A 16429-nucleotide genomic window follows, 5' to 3' on the forward strand; every position below is an offset into this window, starting at 1 on the left:
ATGAAAGGCGTTCGGCACGTCTCTGTCTTGCGATGGTTCTTCCTGGGGCTGCACGCGATGCTCGCGATCGCCATCGTGGCGCTGATCTCGGGACGCCAGCCCCGGGCCGACGTGGCCGCCGCGACCAAGCCGGTGACCGCGCCGGCCAACACGCTGGCCGCGCTGGTGAGCATGCCGGCGGCCCTCGCGAAGCAGCGCCAGATCGTCCGCGGCGCATCGGTCAGCGTCACGTTCAAGAAGGCATCGACCCAGGTCGCGGGCAAGGTCGTCTCGCAGGAATGCGACGACACGCGCTGCGTGATGGTGATCGGGCTGTCGGGCCTGCCGGCGCCGGTTCTGGCGGCGGATGCGTTGGGGGACGCGGAGGTGTTGCTTGGGGAGGCGGGGAAGGCGCCTTGAATGCTGAGGTGGAGGTGGGAAGCCGCCGGTCGGCTACTCCGAATGGCCGGGCGAGATCAAGACCCGCATCCGAGGCACTCCCTATCCACGCAAGTGCTGCGCGACGTACTCCTTCAGCACTCCGTCCATACGGGACTGCCAGCCGCCGCCCGTCGCCCGGGAAAACTCGACCACCTCCTGGCTGTACCGGACCTTAACGCTCTCAAACGGGTGCTTGTGGTAAGCAAGTGCCCAAATATGGATGTCATTCCTCCCTGTTGGCGTGCCGCAGTGTATTGTCGCTAAAATCGCCAAAATTTGGCTTACTGTGCCTCAAAAGCTCCAAAATATGGGTGAATATGGCTGACTCAAACATCCCTGCTCCCGTTGCGCGCGTGATACGTCGTCTCGGCGAGAACGTCTCGCTGGCACGGCGACGCCGTCGCATGACGCAGGAGGACCTGGCTCAGCGCATCGGCGCCTCGGTGAATACGGTTCGAAGGTTGGAGGCTGGCCATCCCGGCAGTGCACTGGTGCACCTGGCGCGAGCCATGCAGGTGTTCGGGGAGCTGGATCGCCTTGACCAGTTGCTCGACACCCAGCAAGACGCCGTGGGACTGGCGCTGCAGGACGAAAGCCTGCCGCAGCGCGTCTACGCCCGAAAGCGCGGCAAGAGCGCGAGCAGCAGCTTCTGACCATGGCAATCAAACGGCACATTCCGGCTCCCTCGCAGGTGGAGCTTGACGTTCATCTTGGCCAAGCCGGGGTGCACCTGGGCAAGCTCGTCTACGTCAAGGCTGGCGCGCGTGAGTTCTCACAGTTCGCATATGCCGAGTCCTGGCTGAAAGAGAAGGCGTGCTTCGACATCTCATCAGACCTGGACCGCACCCTGGGCTTTCAGGTGCACAAGCCCGCGAACAAGGACGAGTCGTGCTTCTTCTATGCACTCGCCGACACCGAACCAGACACCTGGGGGCGAAGGGTGATTGCGCGCGCACACGCCAAAGAGCGCAAGGCCAACCCTGCCCTGCCGGCTCTGACCGAGCTGGACTACCTGTGCAAAGTCGATGACTTCAGCCGGATCGGGGCCTTGCGCGTGCTGAACGGCAAGAAGCCGTACTTGCGCACTGTCGAAGAGGGCAAACGCGCAACCCCGCCCCTGCTCGAGTTGGCCAGGCTTTACGCGGCCTCGAGAGCATTCGAGTTGAGCCAGGAAACCCAGGAGGACCTGAAGTACCTGCAAGGCAAGGGCACGTCGCTGGGCGGCATGCGGCCGAAGTGCACGGTACTCGACGAGGACGGCTTCCTGGCACTGGGCAAGTTCCCCAGCGTGAAGGATGAGCGCAGCGTCACCCGCGGCGAGGTACTGGCATTGCACCTGGCTGAACTGGCGGGCATCCGGGTGGCCAGCTCGCGCATCGCGATGGTTGGAGAGACGCCTGTGGCCATCATCCGCCGGTTCGACCGGACAGAGGAAAACGGGCGCATCCCCTACATGTCCGGCACCTCGATGCTGCAGGCCCTTCGCGGGGAAGAGCGCGCCTACACCGAAGTCGTCGACGTCATGCGATCCAAGAGCAGGGACTACCTGGCCGACGCGCGGGAGCTGTGGCGTCGCCTGGTGTTCAACCACCTCATCACGAACGTCGACGACCACCTGCACAACATCGGCTTCCTCTACGAGGGCGACAACAAGTGGAGCCTGTCGCCAGCCTTTGATCTGAACCCCTTCCCCGACAAGGACCGGGAGTCGAAGACCTGGCTGAGCGAAGACACAGGCCCCATCACCTCGGTTGAGCAGCTCATGAGCCAAGCCAGCCGCTTCGAGCTCGACGCGAAGCAGGCCGAAGAGGTTCTCGCCGAGGTTGCGAGCGCTGTGGATCAGTGGCGGGCCGTGGCTGTCTCCGCCGCTGTGGGCCTCGAGGCGAACGAGCTGGAAGACTTCGCCCCAGCGTTCGAGCGCTGAGTTCACTCCGAACTGGTCAACGGCAACGTGACCGTCACGGCACCGATCGCATCAGCACGTCGAGCGGGTCGCTCGACAGCTGGGCGCCCCCAGCGATGCGGGCGCAGGGGTCGGCGGTCGACTGCAGCTTGCGCCACAAGTCGCCCGCCAGCAGCGACATCCCCCCGGTGGCCCAGGCCGCGGTCCCCACGAGCAGCGCGCCGCTGGGGTCCAGTTCGACAGTCGGGTTGCTGAGCGTTCCGGTGACTTTCGCGACGCCGCTCGTCAGGCCTATCAAGCTGAGCTGGAAGAGCTCGCGTCGCACCGCCCGGTACCCGAACAGGATCTCGCCCGTTTTCAGGTTCACCGCGCCACCGCCCAGGATGTCCAGGTGCTTCAGGCGCAGCGCGATGCCGTCGCTGGAGGTGGCCACGCCGTCGGCGATGGCGAAGCGCGCGGCCGCACATTCGAGCTGGGTGTGCTGCGCCGCCCTGCGACCGGGCACCAGCGCGAGGAGCAGGTTGCCGGCGACCCTCTCGAAGCCATAGCCCGAGTGGATGGGCAATGTGCCCGCGCCGGCAGTCAGCAGGAACTCGCCGCGCCCGGCCGTGAGCATGTTGCGCATCGTGGTGCCGGCACCGGCAAGCTGCGCATTGATCGACAGCCGCGGCGTGGCGGCCCCGCTCGCCGGCCCCGATCGAGCCGTGTACAGCGCCTCGGTATCGACGTCCTTGAGCGACAGGCGCAGCGCCGCACCAGGCACCTCCCGGCGCAGATCGAGGCGCAGTTCCCCGTGCATCTCGCCTTCGGCCGCTGAGGTCGACAACTGGATCAGTCCGTTCGTGAGGGTGCCATCGACTTGCAGCTGCCCCAGGTCGTAGCGATGCAAGAGGAGGCGCTCGGCGCGCAGCTGCAACTGCGCGTCGCGCGACAGCAGGAACGGCATGCGGATGGGCCGGTCGAGCACCGGCGTCTCGTTGGGCGTGGGCTGTGTCCATTGCGTGGCATCGATCAGCCTGGACGTGAGGTCCGCTGAAAGCCTTGGCCGGTCGCGCCACCGGATTTGCAGCCGCCCCGCCGCATCCGACTTGCCGGCCTGCGCGCTGAGACCGTCGACGGCCACCTCCCCGTCTCCCAGCGTGACCCGTCCCGAGGCGCTGACCGGGAGCGCCGGCAGGCCCGAAGCGCTGAAGCGCGTCGCCATCTTCGCCAGGTCGTCGATCTCGATCCGGGCGGCGAGCCGCGTGCCCGTGGGCGCCGCAAGGTTGCCCACGTTGCCCTCCAGGCTGGCGCGCGCGCCGGGCAATGTCGCCTGCACCGTCAGCGGCACGTCACGCAGGCCGATCAGGCGCTGCAGCGGCCCGCTGGTCGCGAGCACGTGGAGCGTGTCGCCGTCCAGGGCGGTACGCAGGTTCGCTTCGATCTTCGACCACGCGGTCTCGGGGCGCAGCAGTTCGGCCAGCGGCCCGGCAACCACCGACAGGTTCATCGGCGCGCCGAGCGCATGGCCCGCCGCGCTCGCGCGCACCGGGCCGCCCGGCTCGACCTCGATGCTGGCCTGCTGCACCTGGACCGGGGAGCGGTCGCGCCCCACCGCAAGGGTGAAGGGAGCGGTGCGAGCGGAGAGCTTGGCCTGCTTCATGAGTTCGCGCACGCTCGTGCCCTGCGAGCCGAACTGGACTTGCAGCCCCTGGATCGCGCCGCGCACCGTGTCCGGCCGATTCGGCGCGCGAAGCAGCGTCGCCACGTCGAGGCGGTCGGCCTTCGCGTCGGCATCGACGCGCCATGCCCGCCCGCTCGCATCGACCGTGACATGGCCCTGCAGCTGCGCGTTGGCGACCGTGGCGGATGTCAGGTCGATGGCGAGCTTGCCGCTGCGCAGATACGCGAGCGCGGCCAGCTTGCCGATCGGCACCGGTGCGCCGGCGATGCGGGCAACGTCGACATCCAGCCTGGCATCGAAGCTACGCAGCGGCGCCAGCGGCAGTGGTTCGTCGAATGCACTGCGCTTTCCTCGTTGCGCCGCGCTGCCGTCGAGCTTGGCGAAGTCGAGCACCGCGATGCTCACCTTGCCATCGATCTGCGGCAGGTCGTCGCGCCAGCGAAGCGTGCCTTCCCCCGTGACGTCCGTGCCGGCCAGCGTGGCGGCGAGCCCTTGCAGGTGAACCACGTCGTCGCGCCAGCGCACCCGGCTGCTCAGGTTCCTGGCCGGGATCGGCAGGCCGGTGATGCCTGCGATCCGCAACGAGAGATCCGCTTCGACGCCGCGCGACCACGCCGGTGCACCGGCACCGGCGACATCCCGTGGCCGGGACTCGCGGGCGGCCGATTCGAATGCCTTGAGCTCGGGCTGATTCAAGTCCAGCTGGCCGAGGTTCAGCGCCCCGCTGAGCAGCGCGCGCGGCGCGCTGGCGTAGGCGAGATCTCCCGACACCGCGGTGGCGAGCACCCGGCCACGGATGTCCTTGGCCGAATAGCCTTCCTTGGAATTCGTCACGCGAGCCGCCAGATCCACCGGCAGGGGGGGGCCCGGGCGCAGGCCCGCCAGCAGCCTCAGCGGCGCCAGCGCGTCGCCCCGGGCGGTCAGTGCCAGGTCGAAGTCCACGGCTTCGGCCGCGGGCGTGATGCGTCCATCGGCGCTGAGCGTGAAGCCCGCGAGCTCGGCGCGCAGCGCCAGGGGCGCACCGCCATCGGTCTTTTGCAGCTCGGGCCAAGGCGCGCCGCTGGCTTCGAGCGAGAACGCCGCATCGCCGAGCTTGCCCGCGAGCGTCAGCCGCGTGTCCACGCTCGCACCGAACACCGCATTGCCCGACCCGATCTCGAGGCGCGACGGCTGCATCGGCAGCCCGTCGAGCGACAGGCTCAGGCCGTCGACCTGCAGGCTGCCTTGTACGTAGCGAGCCTGCGCCGACAAGCGATAGGGGCCCCATCCCGGCAATGCACGCCCCAGGACGCCGGACCACGCGGCCAGTTGCTCGCCAGTCGCCTCGATGCCAAGTTGAACGCCCTCGAACGACGCGATCGATGCCAATCGCACGTCGAGCGCGAGGCTCGCCCCCTTCGGTCGCAGGCCGACCGACAGGCGCCAGGGCGCGCCGTCGATGGCAGCCTGCAGCGAGGCGTCGGCCTCCACCGTGAGTTGCATCGGCGTGTCTCGATAGTCGGCAAGCGCTTGAATACGGAACGGCAGGCCGTCGCTGATCGTGGCCTCGGCGGTATCGAGACGGACCTGCTCCACGGCGCCGCCGCCCGGCCGCCAGCCGATGCGGACGTCGGTCAGCGACACGGTGCCGAAGTCTGGCAATACCGCGCGCTGGGTGCTCTGACGGGGCGTGCCGAAGGGCCAATTGCCCTCGCCCTCCGCGTTGCGCTCGAGCAGCAGGTCCACGCCCTTCAGGCGCATGCCGCGCATTTCGACCCGACCCTTCCAGAGGGCGACGAGATCGAGGCGCGCCTCGCCGCTCGCAGCGGTCACGAAGTCCGGCCGCGATGCCCATGGCGGGTTGGCGATGCGCAGGTCGCGCACCGACAAGGTCGGTCGCAAGGCAATGTCGAACGACACGGCGCCTATCGACACCGGCCGGTCCAGGGCGGATGAAAGCTGTCGCTCCAAGGCACGTTGGTAGACCTCGGCGTCGAGTGTCTTCAGGAAGAGCGTCAGCCCCAGGGCCGCGGCAAGCAGCAGCCCGACCGCCCACAGCAGCACCCTGGTTGTGCGTCGGCGCCATGGCGGCGCGGGTGTGGTCATGGTGGGGCGATGCGGGGGATGGATGACGAACGAAGTGCCGCCATCGTAGCGAAACGCGTGCGGGAGCCGCCGCCAGTTGCTGGCGCCCTGATGTGACAGACTCGCGCTTCATCAAGTTGTCGCGTCATGAGGGACTCATGGAGATTCGCCGGTTCAGGCTGGGTGATGAAGCTGCGTTGTTTCGCGTGTATTTCACGGCCATCCACGAGATTGCATCCAGTGACTATTCACCCGAGCAACTCGACGCATGGGCGCCATCGGACCTCGACCCGGCGCTGTGGGCAAGCCGGGTCCAGGGAATCCGACCCTTCGTCGCCTGGCTTGGCGACGAGATCGTCGGCTACGCGGACGTCCAGCTCAACGGGTACATCGACCACTTCTTCGTGTCGGGCGCGCATCCGCGGCAAGGCATCGGGACCCGGCTGATGGCCCGTATCCATGAAGAGGCCGAGCTTCTCGGCCTGACCGAGCTGACGTCGGATGTGAGCCTGACCGCAGAGCCGTTCTTTGCGCTCCACGGATTCAAGGTGGTCGAACGGCGATTTCCAGTGCGTCGGGGCGTGACCCTCCAGAATGCCTTGATGCGCAAAGCGCTCGATTGATGCCGGCAGGCTCACTCCCATCCGCTCGCCACCATCCGCAGCCTGGCCTTGACCGAGCCGTTCTGGGCGACTGTGCCCGGCGCGGGTTGATGCAGGTCGATCAGAACAGGCATCGGCTTGGCGATCGCTTCCGGGCTGAACTCCTGCGACCACGATCGCTTGTCGGGGGGCAGCTTGTCTTCCAGCCAGTCGTAGCTGACCATCCAGTGGCCTTCCGGAGGAGCTGCCGCGTTGCCCTGGCTGAGAAGGAGCTTCTTGTAGTCGGCGGGGTCGTAGAGCGTGACCACCAACGAGTCCCTGAACAGCTGGACGCCCTCGTAGTGGCCATCGGGCCAGAAGGCCTTGTCCACCTCGTAGTCCGGCGCGCGAATGCCGAGGGTCACCGAGTAGGAGATGCCCGGCCGGTCGCTGTTGACCTTGGCGGACTTGATGAGGAAGACCGTCGACAAGTGGACGGATTCCACCTGCCCTGCCTTGAGCTTCTTCAGATCCTGGTACGTGCGGCAAGCGGGTGAATCGTCCTCCGACTTGCGCCGGCTCAAGGCCCAGGTCTTGCCGCGCGTACCGACCGTCAGCTCGATCTGGTAGACGGCGTCGACCCGGCGCCCCGCGTCTTCTTGCTGCTGCACGATCGCCGGCAGCGTCGCATTCTCGATGTCGAGCCACAGGTCGATCCGGAAGTTGCCGAACAGGAAACGCACCAGGTTCTGATAGGCCTCCTCGGAGTTGACGATGCCGAAGCTGCCTGAGTGCGAGCGATAGGCGTAGGCCGTCGCGGTCGGCTTGGCGATGAGCGGCGCGTCTTCGCCGTCGCCGACCTTCTCCTGGTACCACAGCGTGGCGTTGTCGATGCGGACCAGGCCGTCGCTGCCGCGCCCGACGAAGTTGCGGGAGAGCCCCGCGGCGACCTCGTAGTCGAGGCGGTTGGTCCCGACCATGCAGAACCAGTGCGACGGCGGCGGCGAGATGTCTTCCGGAAGGTAGTTGATGTTGCCGCCGATGAGCTGCTTGTCGAGGTAGGCGCGCATGACGTCCCGATTGAATGTCGATGCATCCTTGAGAAAGCCGGGAAGTACCCGCGGCACGTTGAAGCCCCCCAGCTCGATGCCGTTGTGCGGGGTGGCGTACGTGAAGACCTTCGCGACCGTGTCGCGGACCGGGGCGACCTTGACCTCGCCGTCGCTCACCAGGATCTTCGAGACGTCGTTGGCCTTGTTCTGCAGCAGGGCCCGGACGATCAGGCCGCCCATCGAATGCGCGACGAGGTAGCACCGGAAGTCGGCATCGGTGTAGGTGGAGCCATCCTTGTGCGATTCGTGGTTTCGCACGAGGAGGCGAACCGTCGCGATGAGCTTTGCCAGTTCCTTCGCGTAGTCGGAGATGGAGGAGCTTTTTCCGCTGCCGACCAGGTTCGACCCGGCGTCGTAGAACCGGTGGATGATGATCGAGTTCATCGGGATGCCCTTGTCGACCCGGGCCTGGCCCATCGGTCCGTTGCTCCAGGTCGGGTCGAGGATCTGGATGCCGTCGGTGTACATCACCTCGTACTTGTGGTCCAGCGACAGCCGCACGATGGGCGACTCGAAGAAGTAGGACTGGGGCCGGTTCTTGTCGGCGGTCGCGCGGGCGACGGTCGATCCGACGTTGAAGCCGCAGTACGGGTCGGCAGCGGTCTCGTCGCGCTCGCTGGCGCTGAAGGCGAAGCCCCGCACGTAGATGATCGGGTACCGCTTCGCCGTCGACAACGCTTCGACGGCGGCTTCCGCTGTGGCCATGGCATCTCCTCCGGATTCAATGATCCAGGGGGACTATGTTCGACCGGGCGCGGTTGCTCAACTGGCCGAAGGAGCTATCCGGGGCCATCATCCTCAAGGGTGATGATGTCAATTCACGAAGTCCGGACTCATCCATCAGGCAATCCCGCTTTGCGCAGCCCCTCGATCAGCCGCGCGCGCTGCGCGAGGAAGACGGGGTCGGTCGAGGGATTGAGGAACGCGACATAGGCGATCGAGTCGTTTGGCAGCAGTTCGCGATGCCTGGCCATGTGGGCGGCAGCCTCGGCGTCATGTCCGCGCAGCGCATCGATGGCGGCGAGCATCGCATAGGGTTGCCCGCTGTTCGGATATTCGGCAACCCACCTCATGGCCCACCTGTAGGCTTCGTCGTCCCTGCCCTGCACGAAATTAGCGGTCGCCGACAGCGCATAGACGGCATACAAGAGGCGCGCGTCCGCCGGACTGAGCCCGCGGGCCTTGTCGATTTCCTGCTGGGCTTCGGCAAAGCGGCCCTCCCAGATCAGCTGGCGGGCAACGAAGAGGTGGGCGAAGGCGTAGTTCGGACTGATCTCCAATGCCTTCTTGTACATCGCCATCGCCTCGGCCAGCTGGCCACTCAGGCCGAGCAGGCTGCCCCAAGGCAGGAGGTTCTCTGGCACGTCAGGACGCAGTTCCATCGCCCTCTTGAGTGCTTTCTTGCCCCGCTCGACCAGGCTCTGCGGGTCGCGGCTGAAGTAGCTGACGATCTCGATCTGGTAGCTGGAACCCACGCCCTGGAGAGCGCCCACCGAATCGGGATCGACTTTCAGTGCCGCCTCGAAGCGGCTGCGAGCCCGCAACACGTCGTCGCGCGTCGCGAAGCGATTCAGGTCGCGCCAGCCCAGACTGGTCAGGTCGGCTGCATCGACCACGTGACCGGGCCGACTGGCACGCACGTTGTCGATCTCGAAGAACTGCATGCGAAACGCACTGGCAACGCGTTGATCCAGGTTGGAATGTCGGACATCGGCAGGCGTCGGGAAGGTCGAGCGGTTCAATCGGATCACCTCGCCTGTCTCGACCGAGGTCAAGGTCGTATCGATGACGATGGCGCCGCCATCGCGCATCACGCGACCGCCGATGACGTAGCGGACCCCCAGTTCGCGCCCGATGTGCGCGATGTCGGGCGCAGGCGCGTTGTAGCGCGCTGTCTTCGCCGGGCCGATCACACGCATTCCATGCCGCAGCGAGATCTGCGCGCTGATATCGTCTGCCAGAGCGTTACCGAGCACTGAAGTGCCGCCAGGCTCGTCGACATCGACCAGCGGAAACACCGCAACGGCATGACGCGCAGTCAGCTCGTCGTCTATGCGGAACGGCGCGGGCTGGCGGATCTTCCAGACGGCACCGGCGACGCCCAAAAGCAACGCGCAGATGAACGGGACGAGCCACCATCGCCGGTCCGGATTCCGACTGGTGCGCTTCGGTCCATCCATCGCCAGCTCGGGTTGTGGCAATTCCTGAGGTCGGGTGGCCAGCCTTTCGACCGTCGTGTCGAGCATGTAGCCGCGGCGCGGCAGCGTCTTGATCAACACGCCCCGATCTCCCAACGCCGCACGCAGCTCGCCCACGCATTGAACCAACGAGTCGTCGCCGACGATCACCGACCCCCACAGGGCCCTGATCAGTTCTTCCTTTCCGAGCAGCCGGCCTGGATGGTCGAGCAGATGGCGCAGCAAGGCGCGCGGCTTGGGTCGCATCGAGACGGCGACGCCATCCTTGCGCAGTTCGTCGCGCCGCGAATCGAACTCGAAGCCGGCAAAGGCCGCGATGCCTTCGCCGACGGCGCCCGGTGCACCCATCGGGGGCCCGTCGCCGATTCGGTGATTGATCGTCGATCGTTCGTCGTTCATTCGGCCACCCCTCGGGCGCCGCGTGCCCGCCAGCACTAGCGTCGGCACACCGGCCACCAAGCCGCATTTTGATCTTTACATTGCAGGATGGGGGGCTTTTGTGAGCATTCAAAACAAGCCCGGCACGACGGCGACGATCGGCCATTGCCTGTTCCGCACGCTTTTGTGCGTGGTGGCGATCCCTTCGATCTCCGACGACCCCGCGCATGCGCCGCCGTCGGCCCGCGATTTGCCCGGTCGGTCGATGGCGCTTCGTATTCCTGCGCCTCTTACCGAGCCTCCCATCGACTTCGATCTCCCGTTCCGGATTCTTGACTTTTCAAGAAGTCTGAGTTGCCCGGCGGACTTGTCTGGCGCAAAGGCACGCTGGCGCGAATCAGAAGCCCACGTTCTGGTATTGCTCGATCTGACACGCATAGGTACCAGGCTGCGTCGAGCAGACGGAATAGCCGCCCTGAGGCGGGGCGCCCGCGCAGCCGGCCAGGACGCACAGAAGAATTGCACTCGCCAGCGTTTGCACGAACCCTCCCTGTGCGGTCGCGCCGATGGCGCTGTCGAGGCAGTCAGCCGACCGGAACACGGTTGACCAGTTCGGCCCCCGACTCGAAGGCACTGATGCTCTCGATGGTGGTCTGCATGATCTGCCCGATCGCCTCCTGGGTGAAAAAGGCCTGGTGGCCCGTCACGATCACGTTGTGGAACGACACCAGCCGCTGGATGACGTCGTCCTCGATGATGGTCGACGACAGGTCCTGGAAGAACAGGTTGGACTCCTGTTCGTAGACGTCGATGGCCAGTCCGCCGAGTTGCCCGGTCTTCAGCGCGGCGATCGCCGCCTCGGTGTCCACCAGGGCGCCGCGACTGGTGTTGATGAGGATGGCGCCGCGCTTGGCGCGTGCCAGTGACTCGGCATTCACGATGTGCCGTGTCTGGTCGGTCAGGGGGCAATGCAACGAGATGACGTCGCAGTCGTGAACCAGGTCCGCGCTGCTCGCATAGTTCCCGCCCATGGCCTCGAAGTCAGGGTTTCGGTACTGGTCATAGCCCAGCACCGTGCACCCGAAGCCCAGCATGATGCGCGCAAAGATGGTGCCGATCTTGCCGGTGCCGATCACGCCCACCGTCTTGCCGTGCAGGTCGAAGCCCATCAGGCCGTCGAGTTCGAAGTTGCCGTCGCGCGTGCGCGCGCTGGCCCGCGCGATCTTGCGGTTCACCGCCAGCAGCAGGCCGACGGCAAACTCGGCCACCGAATACGGCGAGTAGCTGGTGACGCGCACGACCTCGATGCCCAGCCCTGCGGCAGCCGCAGCGTCGATCTGGTTGTAGCCGGTGGAACGGGTGGCAACCAGCCGCGTTCCCTGCGCGGCCAGCAGGGTCAGCACTTCGGCATCGACGTTGTCGTTCACGAACACGCAGACAGCCTCGCAGCCGGCGGCCAGCGACGCCGTGCTGGCCGTCAACCGGTCTTGCAGGAAGATCAGTTCGTGCCCGGCCCGGGCGTTCGCCGCGGTCAGCAAGGCCTTGTCGTAGCTTCTCGTGCTGAACACGGCTGTCTTCATGAAAACTCCTCGCGCGGGGCGGTCACGCCATAGCATTGGGCAATTGGCCGAGTTCTGTCAACTTGGCTGCAATTGCCATCATCAATCGATGTAGCGCCTCTCCCACCAGCTGAAGAGCACGTCGCGCAACTGCGCCGCGCGGTCGGCGCCGTAGAACTGGTGCAGTCCGAACGACGCGAGGGACTCGCACTCGGCCTCGCTGAGCTGCACGTCGTGCTCGCGCTGCACGATCGGCACGTTGACGAACTGCGGCACGTAGGCCGCGTCGCGCCGCAGTGCACGGTCGGCCTTGATGCGGGGCTGCGCGAACTGCGCCGGCGTGCGATTGGATTCGTAAGCCGCGAGCGGCGGCACGCTGGCGAGGTCGCGCTCCGAGGCGCTGAAGACCTCGACCCTCAGGGGCTTGAGCGAGAAGTTGCTGGTGCGCATGACGTCGGCGCCGCACACATTGGGCACCGCCAGCACGTCCATCAACGCCAGGAACTCCACGTGGTCGCCGGCCTTCGACGTCTGGCGCTCGATGCGGCCGCGCTCGCCGGCGATCTGCGTCACCATGAAGAGGTTGAAGGAGTCATGGACGTCGTCCGGCGTGAGCCCGTATTCGCGCTGCGCCTCGGACTGGATGTCGTGGCAGTTGGTGTGCCGGCGAAAGCCGTAGACCGACTCGTACAGGTTGGCGCTGCAGCGCGGGAACATCACGTCGTTGGCGCGCACCGTGTCGGCCAGGATGTACATCATGGCGCGCTCTCGCGGCGGCGCCGACCACAGGAAGTCGCCCGGCCCGGGGTTGAAGCCATGCAGCGTGCGCGTGCGGCCCACGTGCATGAACTCCCGGTAGTCGTGAAGGTTGAAGCAGTTGAAGTCGGCGCACTGGCCGCCTTCGACCTGCGAGATGCGGACCACCTGGCCCTGCAGCACTTCCAGCGCCTTGCCGGTGCCCGGCGCGATCACCAGGCTGGCGAGGCATTCGCGCCGGTCCGAGAGCTTCGACAGGTCGGGGCCGGCCGCGGACGGCGGCCTGGCCGAGGGCACGCCCTCCTTCCATTCGTGCAACGCGCGCCGGGCGAGCGCCTGCAGATCGGCTGCATCGCCACGGGCGATGCAGCGCTCGAGGAGTTCCAGTTGCTGCTGGTTCAGGGAAAGGCGCAGGGTCTGGGCGCTCATGTCGATTCCTTCTGTGTACCTGATGGATGACCGCAGGTATGCAAGATATCTGCCAATCGCCGCGGGCAGCACTGGTGCGGACTTGGTGCATGGCCATCGTCCGGAGGGCCATTCGGGTGCGTCGGGGCGGCGCTTTGCGCGCTTGCGGCCGGTCGCGGTGCATCCGGCGGCGCGGCGGCTGGCGAAGTGGCTGGCCCGCTTTTCGCATACAGCCGGTCATCCTTCAGAAATACCTGCGCTGTACACCATGAGCCTCCCGACCGAACCGGGCAAGTCCGAAGCCGCCTACCTCGCGCTCAAGCATGCCGTCATCGAGCAGGCCCTGACCCCGGGCACCAAGCTGCCCGAGGACCAGCTCGCCACCCATCTGCATGTCAGCCGCACCCTGGTGCGCGAGGCGCTGGCCCGGCTGGCCGCCGAAGGCCTTGTGGAGGCCGGCCGCAAGCGGACCGCGACGGTCGCCCAGCCGTCGCGCGCCGAGGCGCAGAGCGTGTTCGAGGCGCGCGCCTGCCTGGAGCGCGAGGTGGTGCGCCGTGTCATCGCGCACTGGACCCCTGCCATGGGCGCCGCGCTGGAAGGGCATGTGCGCAGCGAGGAAGAGGCCGCGCGCGCCCAGCCGCCGGCCGTCTGCGCGCGGCTGGCCGGCGAGTTCCACATCAGGCTGGCGCAGATGGCGGGCAACCCGGTGATCGAGCGCTACGTCTCGGAGCTGGTGTCTCGCTGCTCGCTGATCCTGGCCATTTACGGCCATCCGCATTCCTCGCAGTGCGGCATCGACGAGCACAAGACGCTGATCGAGGCCTTTCGGCGTGGCGACGAGAAGACCGCCGTGCGCCTGATGGATTCGCATCTGTGCAGCGTGCAGGAACGCGCCCTGGCGCCCGAGAAGAAGCCGTTGGCACAAGACCTCGGCAGCATCCTCGGCCGCTATGCGGCGGGACGCCCGGCGGCTGCGAAGCGGCCCAGGGCGGCCTGAGATCCCCACCCATTCCCCTGTCCTCCACTCCACCCGCCCCCCACCTGACGAAGGAACTCACCATGTCGAACACTTCCTGGAACCGCCGCCGCTTTCTCGGCACCACCCTCGGCTCGGCCGTCGGCAGCACGCTGGCCGGCAGCGCCGTGGCGCCGGCCCTGTTCGGTGCGGCCGCAGCGCAGGCCCAGGCCAAGGGCGTCACGGTCGGCCTGATCTATGTCGGCCCGCGCGGAGACTACGGCTGGAACCAGGCCCATGCCGTGGCCGCCCAGGCGCTGAAGTCCGTGCCCGGCGTCAAGGTGGTCGAGGAAGAGAACGTGCCCGAGACCGTGGCCGTGCGCAAGACCATCGAGGGCATGATCCAGAGCGACGGAGCCTCGCTGGTCTTCGGCACCTCCTTCGGCTATTTCGATCCCTTCATGGTCGAGATGGCGAAGAAGTATCCGAAGGTCGAGTTCCGGCATCCCACCTCGCTGTGGTCGCCCGACAAGCATCCGATGAACCTGGGCGGGTACTTCTGCTACCTCGACCAGGCGCACTACGTGAACGGCATCGCGGCCGGCCTGTCGACCCGGACGAACAAGATCGGTTACGTCGCCGCCAAGCCGATCGCCATCGTGCTGCGCAACATCAACAGCTTCGCGATGGGCGTGCGCAAGGTCAACCCGAACGCGGTGGTGCAGCTGGTGTTCACCGGCGAGTGGTCGATGCCGGTGCGCGAGGGCGAGGCCACCAACGCCCTGATCGCCGCCGGCAACGATGTGATCGCCTGCCATGTCGACAGCCCCAAGGTGGTGATCGAGACGGCCGAGAAGGCCGGCGCGAAGACGCTCGGCCACAACGCCTCGCAGGCGCAACTGGCGCCCAAGGGCTTCATCACCGGCGCCGAGAACAAGTGGGAGACGGTCTACAAGTCATTCGCCGCCGACGTCGGTGCGGGCAAGAAGCTGCCCAACCAGTTCTTCGGCGGCTATGACAAGGACATGGTGCAGAGCACCCCCTTCGGCGCCGGCGCCAGCGAGCAGGCGCGCAACGCCGCCGCCGCGGCCATCGCCGAGCTGAAGGCCGGCAAGCCGATCTGGACCGGCCCGGTGAAGAGCAACAGCGGCAAGGTGGTGCTGGACAAGGGCTACGGCAACTACGATCCGGTGCTCGAAAAGATGGACTACCTGGTCGAGGGCGTGGCCGGCACGCTGGGCTGACGCAGCCGCTGCGCCGGCCCCCGGCCCGATGGGACCAAGGTCCAATACCACTCGGCCGCCAGCGGGCGCATCGTGTGCGGCTACAGCGAAGGACTCCGCCCCATGGTGAAATCCGCAGCCGAACTGGTGGTGTATGTGGTCGACGATGACGCATCGGTCCGGAGCGGGCTGGCCCGCCTGATGCGTTCGGCCGGCCATCGTGCGGTCACCTTCGACTGCGGCGAGGCCTTCCTGGCGCAGGCGGCCCAGGGCGCTGTCGGCTGCGTGGTGCTGGACATCTCGATGCCCGGCCTCAACGGCCTGCAGGTCCAGGAGCGGCTCACGCAGGCCGCGGTCGGCATCCCGGTGATCGCGCTGTCGGCGCGCGACGACGACGAGACGCGCCGCCTGGCGCGGGCACTGGGCACCCGGTTCTTTCTTCGCAAGCCGGTCGACGACCAGGCCCTGCTGGACGCCATCGACTGGGTCACCGGAAGCGGCGGCGCCGCGCCTTCGGTGGCCCCCCCGCGCTGACGATCAGCCTGCCTCCGCGCCGCCGCCGCGCTGCTGTGCGGTCGCCGCGCGGGCGACGATGTCGGCGCCGCACAGGCTCACCAGTTCGGCCACCGAGCGCACGCCCATCTTTTCCATGACCCGCGCCCGGTGCACCTTGACGGTCTTCTCGGAGATCTCCATGTCGCCGGCGATCTGCTTGTTGAGGCGCCCGCAGAGCACGCCGTCCATTACCTGGCGCTCGCGCGGCGAGAGGCTGTCGAGATGGGACTGCACGCTGCTGCGCCGCGCCGCGCGCTCACCCTGCGCGGCATGGCGCTCGAGGCCGCGGCGCAAGGCGTCGAGCAGCAGTTCGTCGTCGACCGGCTTGAGCAGGAAGTCGACCGCGCCCTTCTTCATCGATGCGGCGCAGGTCGGGACGTCGCCCTGGCCCGTCAGGAAGACGACCGGCAGGTTCCAGTCCCGGGCGCACACCATGTCCAGCAGCTCGGTGCCGGTGGTGCCGGGCATGTGGACATCGAGCAGCAGGCAGCAGCTGCCGTCCAGGGGCAGTCGTTCGAGGAAGGCTTCGGCCGACGCGAAGGTCTCGGCCTTCCAGCCGACCGAGCGGATCAGCCGCTCCATGCTGGTGCGGACCGAGGGGTCGTCGTCGACGACGAAAACGGCAGGTCGGTCAGAGGTCATGCGGCGGGTGCT

15 protein-coding genes are annotated in these 16429 nt (G+C 67.1%); 8 read left to right on the top strand and 7 right to left on the bottom strand.

Annotated features, from left to right (window positions below; translation table 11 throughout):
• A complete protein-coding gene (locus QTI17_RS16975) occupies window positions 1-399 on the top strand; it encodes a hypothetical protein (protein WP_286534588.1) in 399 nt (132 codons plus the stop codon).
• An 81-nt stretch (window positions 400-480) separates the two neighbouring features.
• Here QTI17_RS16975 and QTI17_RS16980 read toward each other — a convergent pair whose 3' ends face one another.
• A complete protein-coding gene (locus QTI17_RS16980) occupies window positions 481-693 on the bottom strand; it encodes a BrnA antitoxin family protein (protein ID WP_286534589.1) in 213 nt (70 codons plus the stop codon).
• A gap of 44 nt (window positions 694-737) precedes the next feature.
• Between QTI17_RS16980 and QTI17_RS16985 the strand changes: the two genes are divergently transcribed.
• Together QTI17_RS16985 and QTI17_RS16990 are read left to right on the top strand one after the other, a co-directional pair.
• Window positions 738-1073, top strand: coding sequence for a helix-turn-helix domain-containing protein (locus QTI17_RS16985; RefSeq protein WP_286534909.1), 336 nt, complete (start codon window positions 738-740; stop codon window positions 1071-1073).
• A 2-nt stretch (window positions 1074-1075) separates the two neighbouring features.
• Window positions 1076-2344, top strand: coding sequence for a type II toxin-antitoxin system HipA family toxin (locus tag QTI17_RS16990; protein ID WP_286534590.1), 1269 nt, complete (start codon window positions 1076-1078; stop codon window positions 2342-2344).
• Window positions 2345-2378: 34 nt separating this feature from the next.
• Here the strand turns inward: QTI17_RS16990 and QTI17_RS16995 are convergent, their stop codons facing one another.
• Window positions 2379-6071, bottom strand: coding sequence for an AsmA family protein (locus tag QTI17_RS16995; RefSeq protein ID WP_286534591.1), 3693 nt, complete (start codon window positions 6069-6071; stop codon window positions 2379-2381).
• 137 nt (window positions 6072-6208) lie between these two features.
• Between QTI17_RS16995 and QTI17_RS17000 the strand changes: the two genes are divergently transcribed.
• Window positions 6209-6673: a GNAT family N-acetyltransferase gene (locus tag QTI17_RS17000; RefSeq protein ID WP_286534593.1), complete on the top strand. Its 465-nt coding sequence runs from the start codon at window positions 6209-6211 to the stop codon at window positions 6671-6673.
• 11 nt (window positions 6674-6684) lie between these two features.
• On the opposite strand, the gene QTI17_RS17005 is transcribed toward QTI17_RS17000, so the two are convergent.
• Both QTI17_RS17005 and QTI17_RS17010 read right to left on the bottom strand, forming a co-directional pair.
• On the bottom strand, window positions 6685-8448 hold the full coding sequence (locus QTI17_RS17005; protein WP_286534595.1) for an esterase/lipase family protein: 1764 nt from the start codon (window positions 8446-8448) through the stop codon (window positions 6685-6687).
• 128 nt (window positions 8449-8576) lie between these two features.
• Entirely contained in the window at window positions 8577-10340 is a 1764-nt protein-coding gene (locus QTI17_RS17010; protein ID WP_286534597.1) for a winged helix-turn-helix domain-containing protein, read from the bottom strand.
• Window positions 10341-10362: 22 nt separating this feature from the next.
• On the opposite strand from QTI17_RS17010, the gene QTI17_RS17015 reads away from it, so the two are divergent.
• On the top strand, window positions 10363-10926 hold the full coding sequence (locus QTI17_RS17015; RefSeq protein ID WP_286534599.1) for a hypothetical protein: 564 nt from the start codon (window positions 10363-10365) through the stop codon (window positions 10924-10926).
• Here the strand turns inward: QTI17_RS17015 and QTI17_RS17020 are convergent.
• Entirely contained in the window at window positions 10904-11899 is a 996-nt protein-coding gene (locus QTI17_RS17020; RefSeq protein WP_286534601.1) for a 2-hydroxyacid dehydrogenase, read from the bottom strand. The genes QTI17_RS17015 and QTI17_RS17020 overlap by 23 nt on opposite strands.
• 81 nt (window positions 11900-11980) lie before the next feature.
• Complete coding sequence (locus tag QTI17_RS17025; protein ID WP_286534603.1) at window positions 11981-13063, bottom strand: DUF1989 domain-containing protein; 1083 nt, start codon at window positions 13061-13063, stop codon at window positions 11981-11983.
• 247 nt (window positions 13064-13310) lie between these two features.
• Here QTI17_RS17025 and QTI17_RS17030 point away from each other — a divergent pair, with 247 nt between their 5' ends.
• The 3 genes from QTI17_RS17030 (at window position 13311) to QTI17_RS17040 (ending at window position 15754) form a co-directional block, all read left to right on the top strand.
• Complete coding sequence (locus QTI17_RS17030; protein ID WP_286534605.1) at window positions 13311-14039, top strand: GntR family transcriptional regulator; 729 nt, start codon at window positions 13311-13313, stop codon at window positions 14037-14039.
• 62 nt (window positions 14040-14101) lie between these two features.
• Window positions 14102-15241: a BMP family ABC transporter substrate-binding protein gene (locus QTI17_RS17035; protein WP_286534607.1), complete on the top strand. Its 1140-nt coding sequence runs from the start codon at window positions 14102-14104 to the stop codon at window positions 15239-15241.
• 102 nt (window positions 15242-15343) lie between these two features.
• Window positions 15344-15754, top strand: a complete 411-nt coding sequence (locus QTI17_RS17040; protein ID WP_286534608.1) for a response regulator transcription factor — start codon at window positions 15344-15346, stop codon at window positions 15752-15754.
• Window positions 15755-15757: 3 nt separating this feature from the next.
• On the opposite strand, the gene QTI17_RS17045 is transcribed toward QTI17_RS17040, so the two are convergent.
• Window positions 15758-16417, bottom strand: a complete 660-nt coding sequence (locus QTI17_RS17045; protein WP_286534611.1) for a response regulator transcription factor — start codon at window positions 16415-16417, stop codon at window positions 15758-15760.
• Between the last annotated feature and the right edge of the window lie 12 nt (window positions 16418-16429).

Origin of the sequence: Variovorax sp. J31P179, assembly GCF_030316985.1 — a bacterium.
GTDB classification, from domain to species: domain Bacteria; phylum Pseudomonadota; class Gammaproteobacteria; order Burkholderiales; family Burkholderiaceae_C; genus Variovorax; species Variovorax ginsengisoli_B.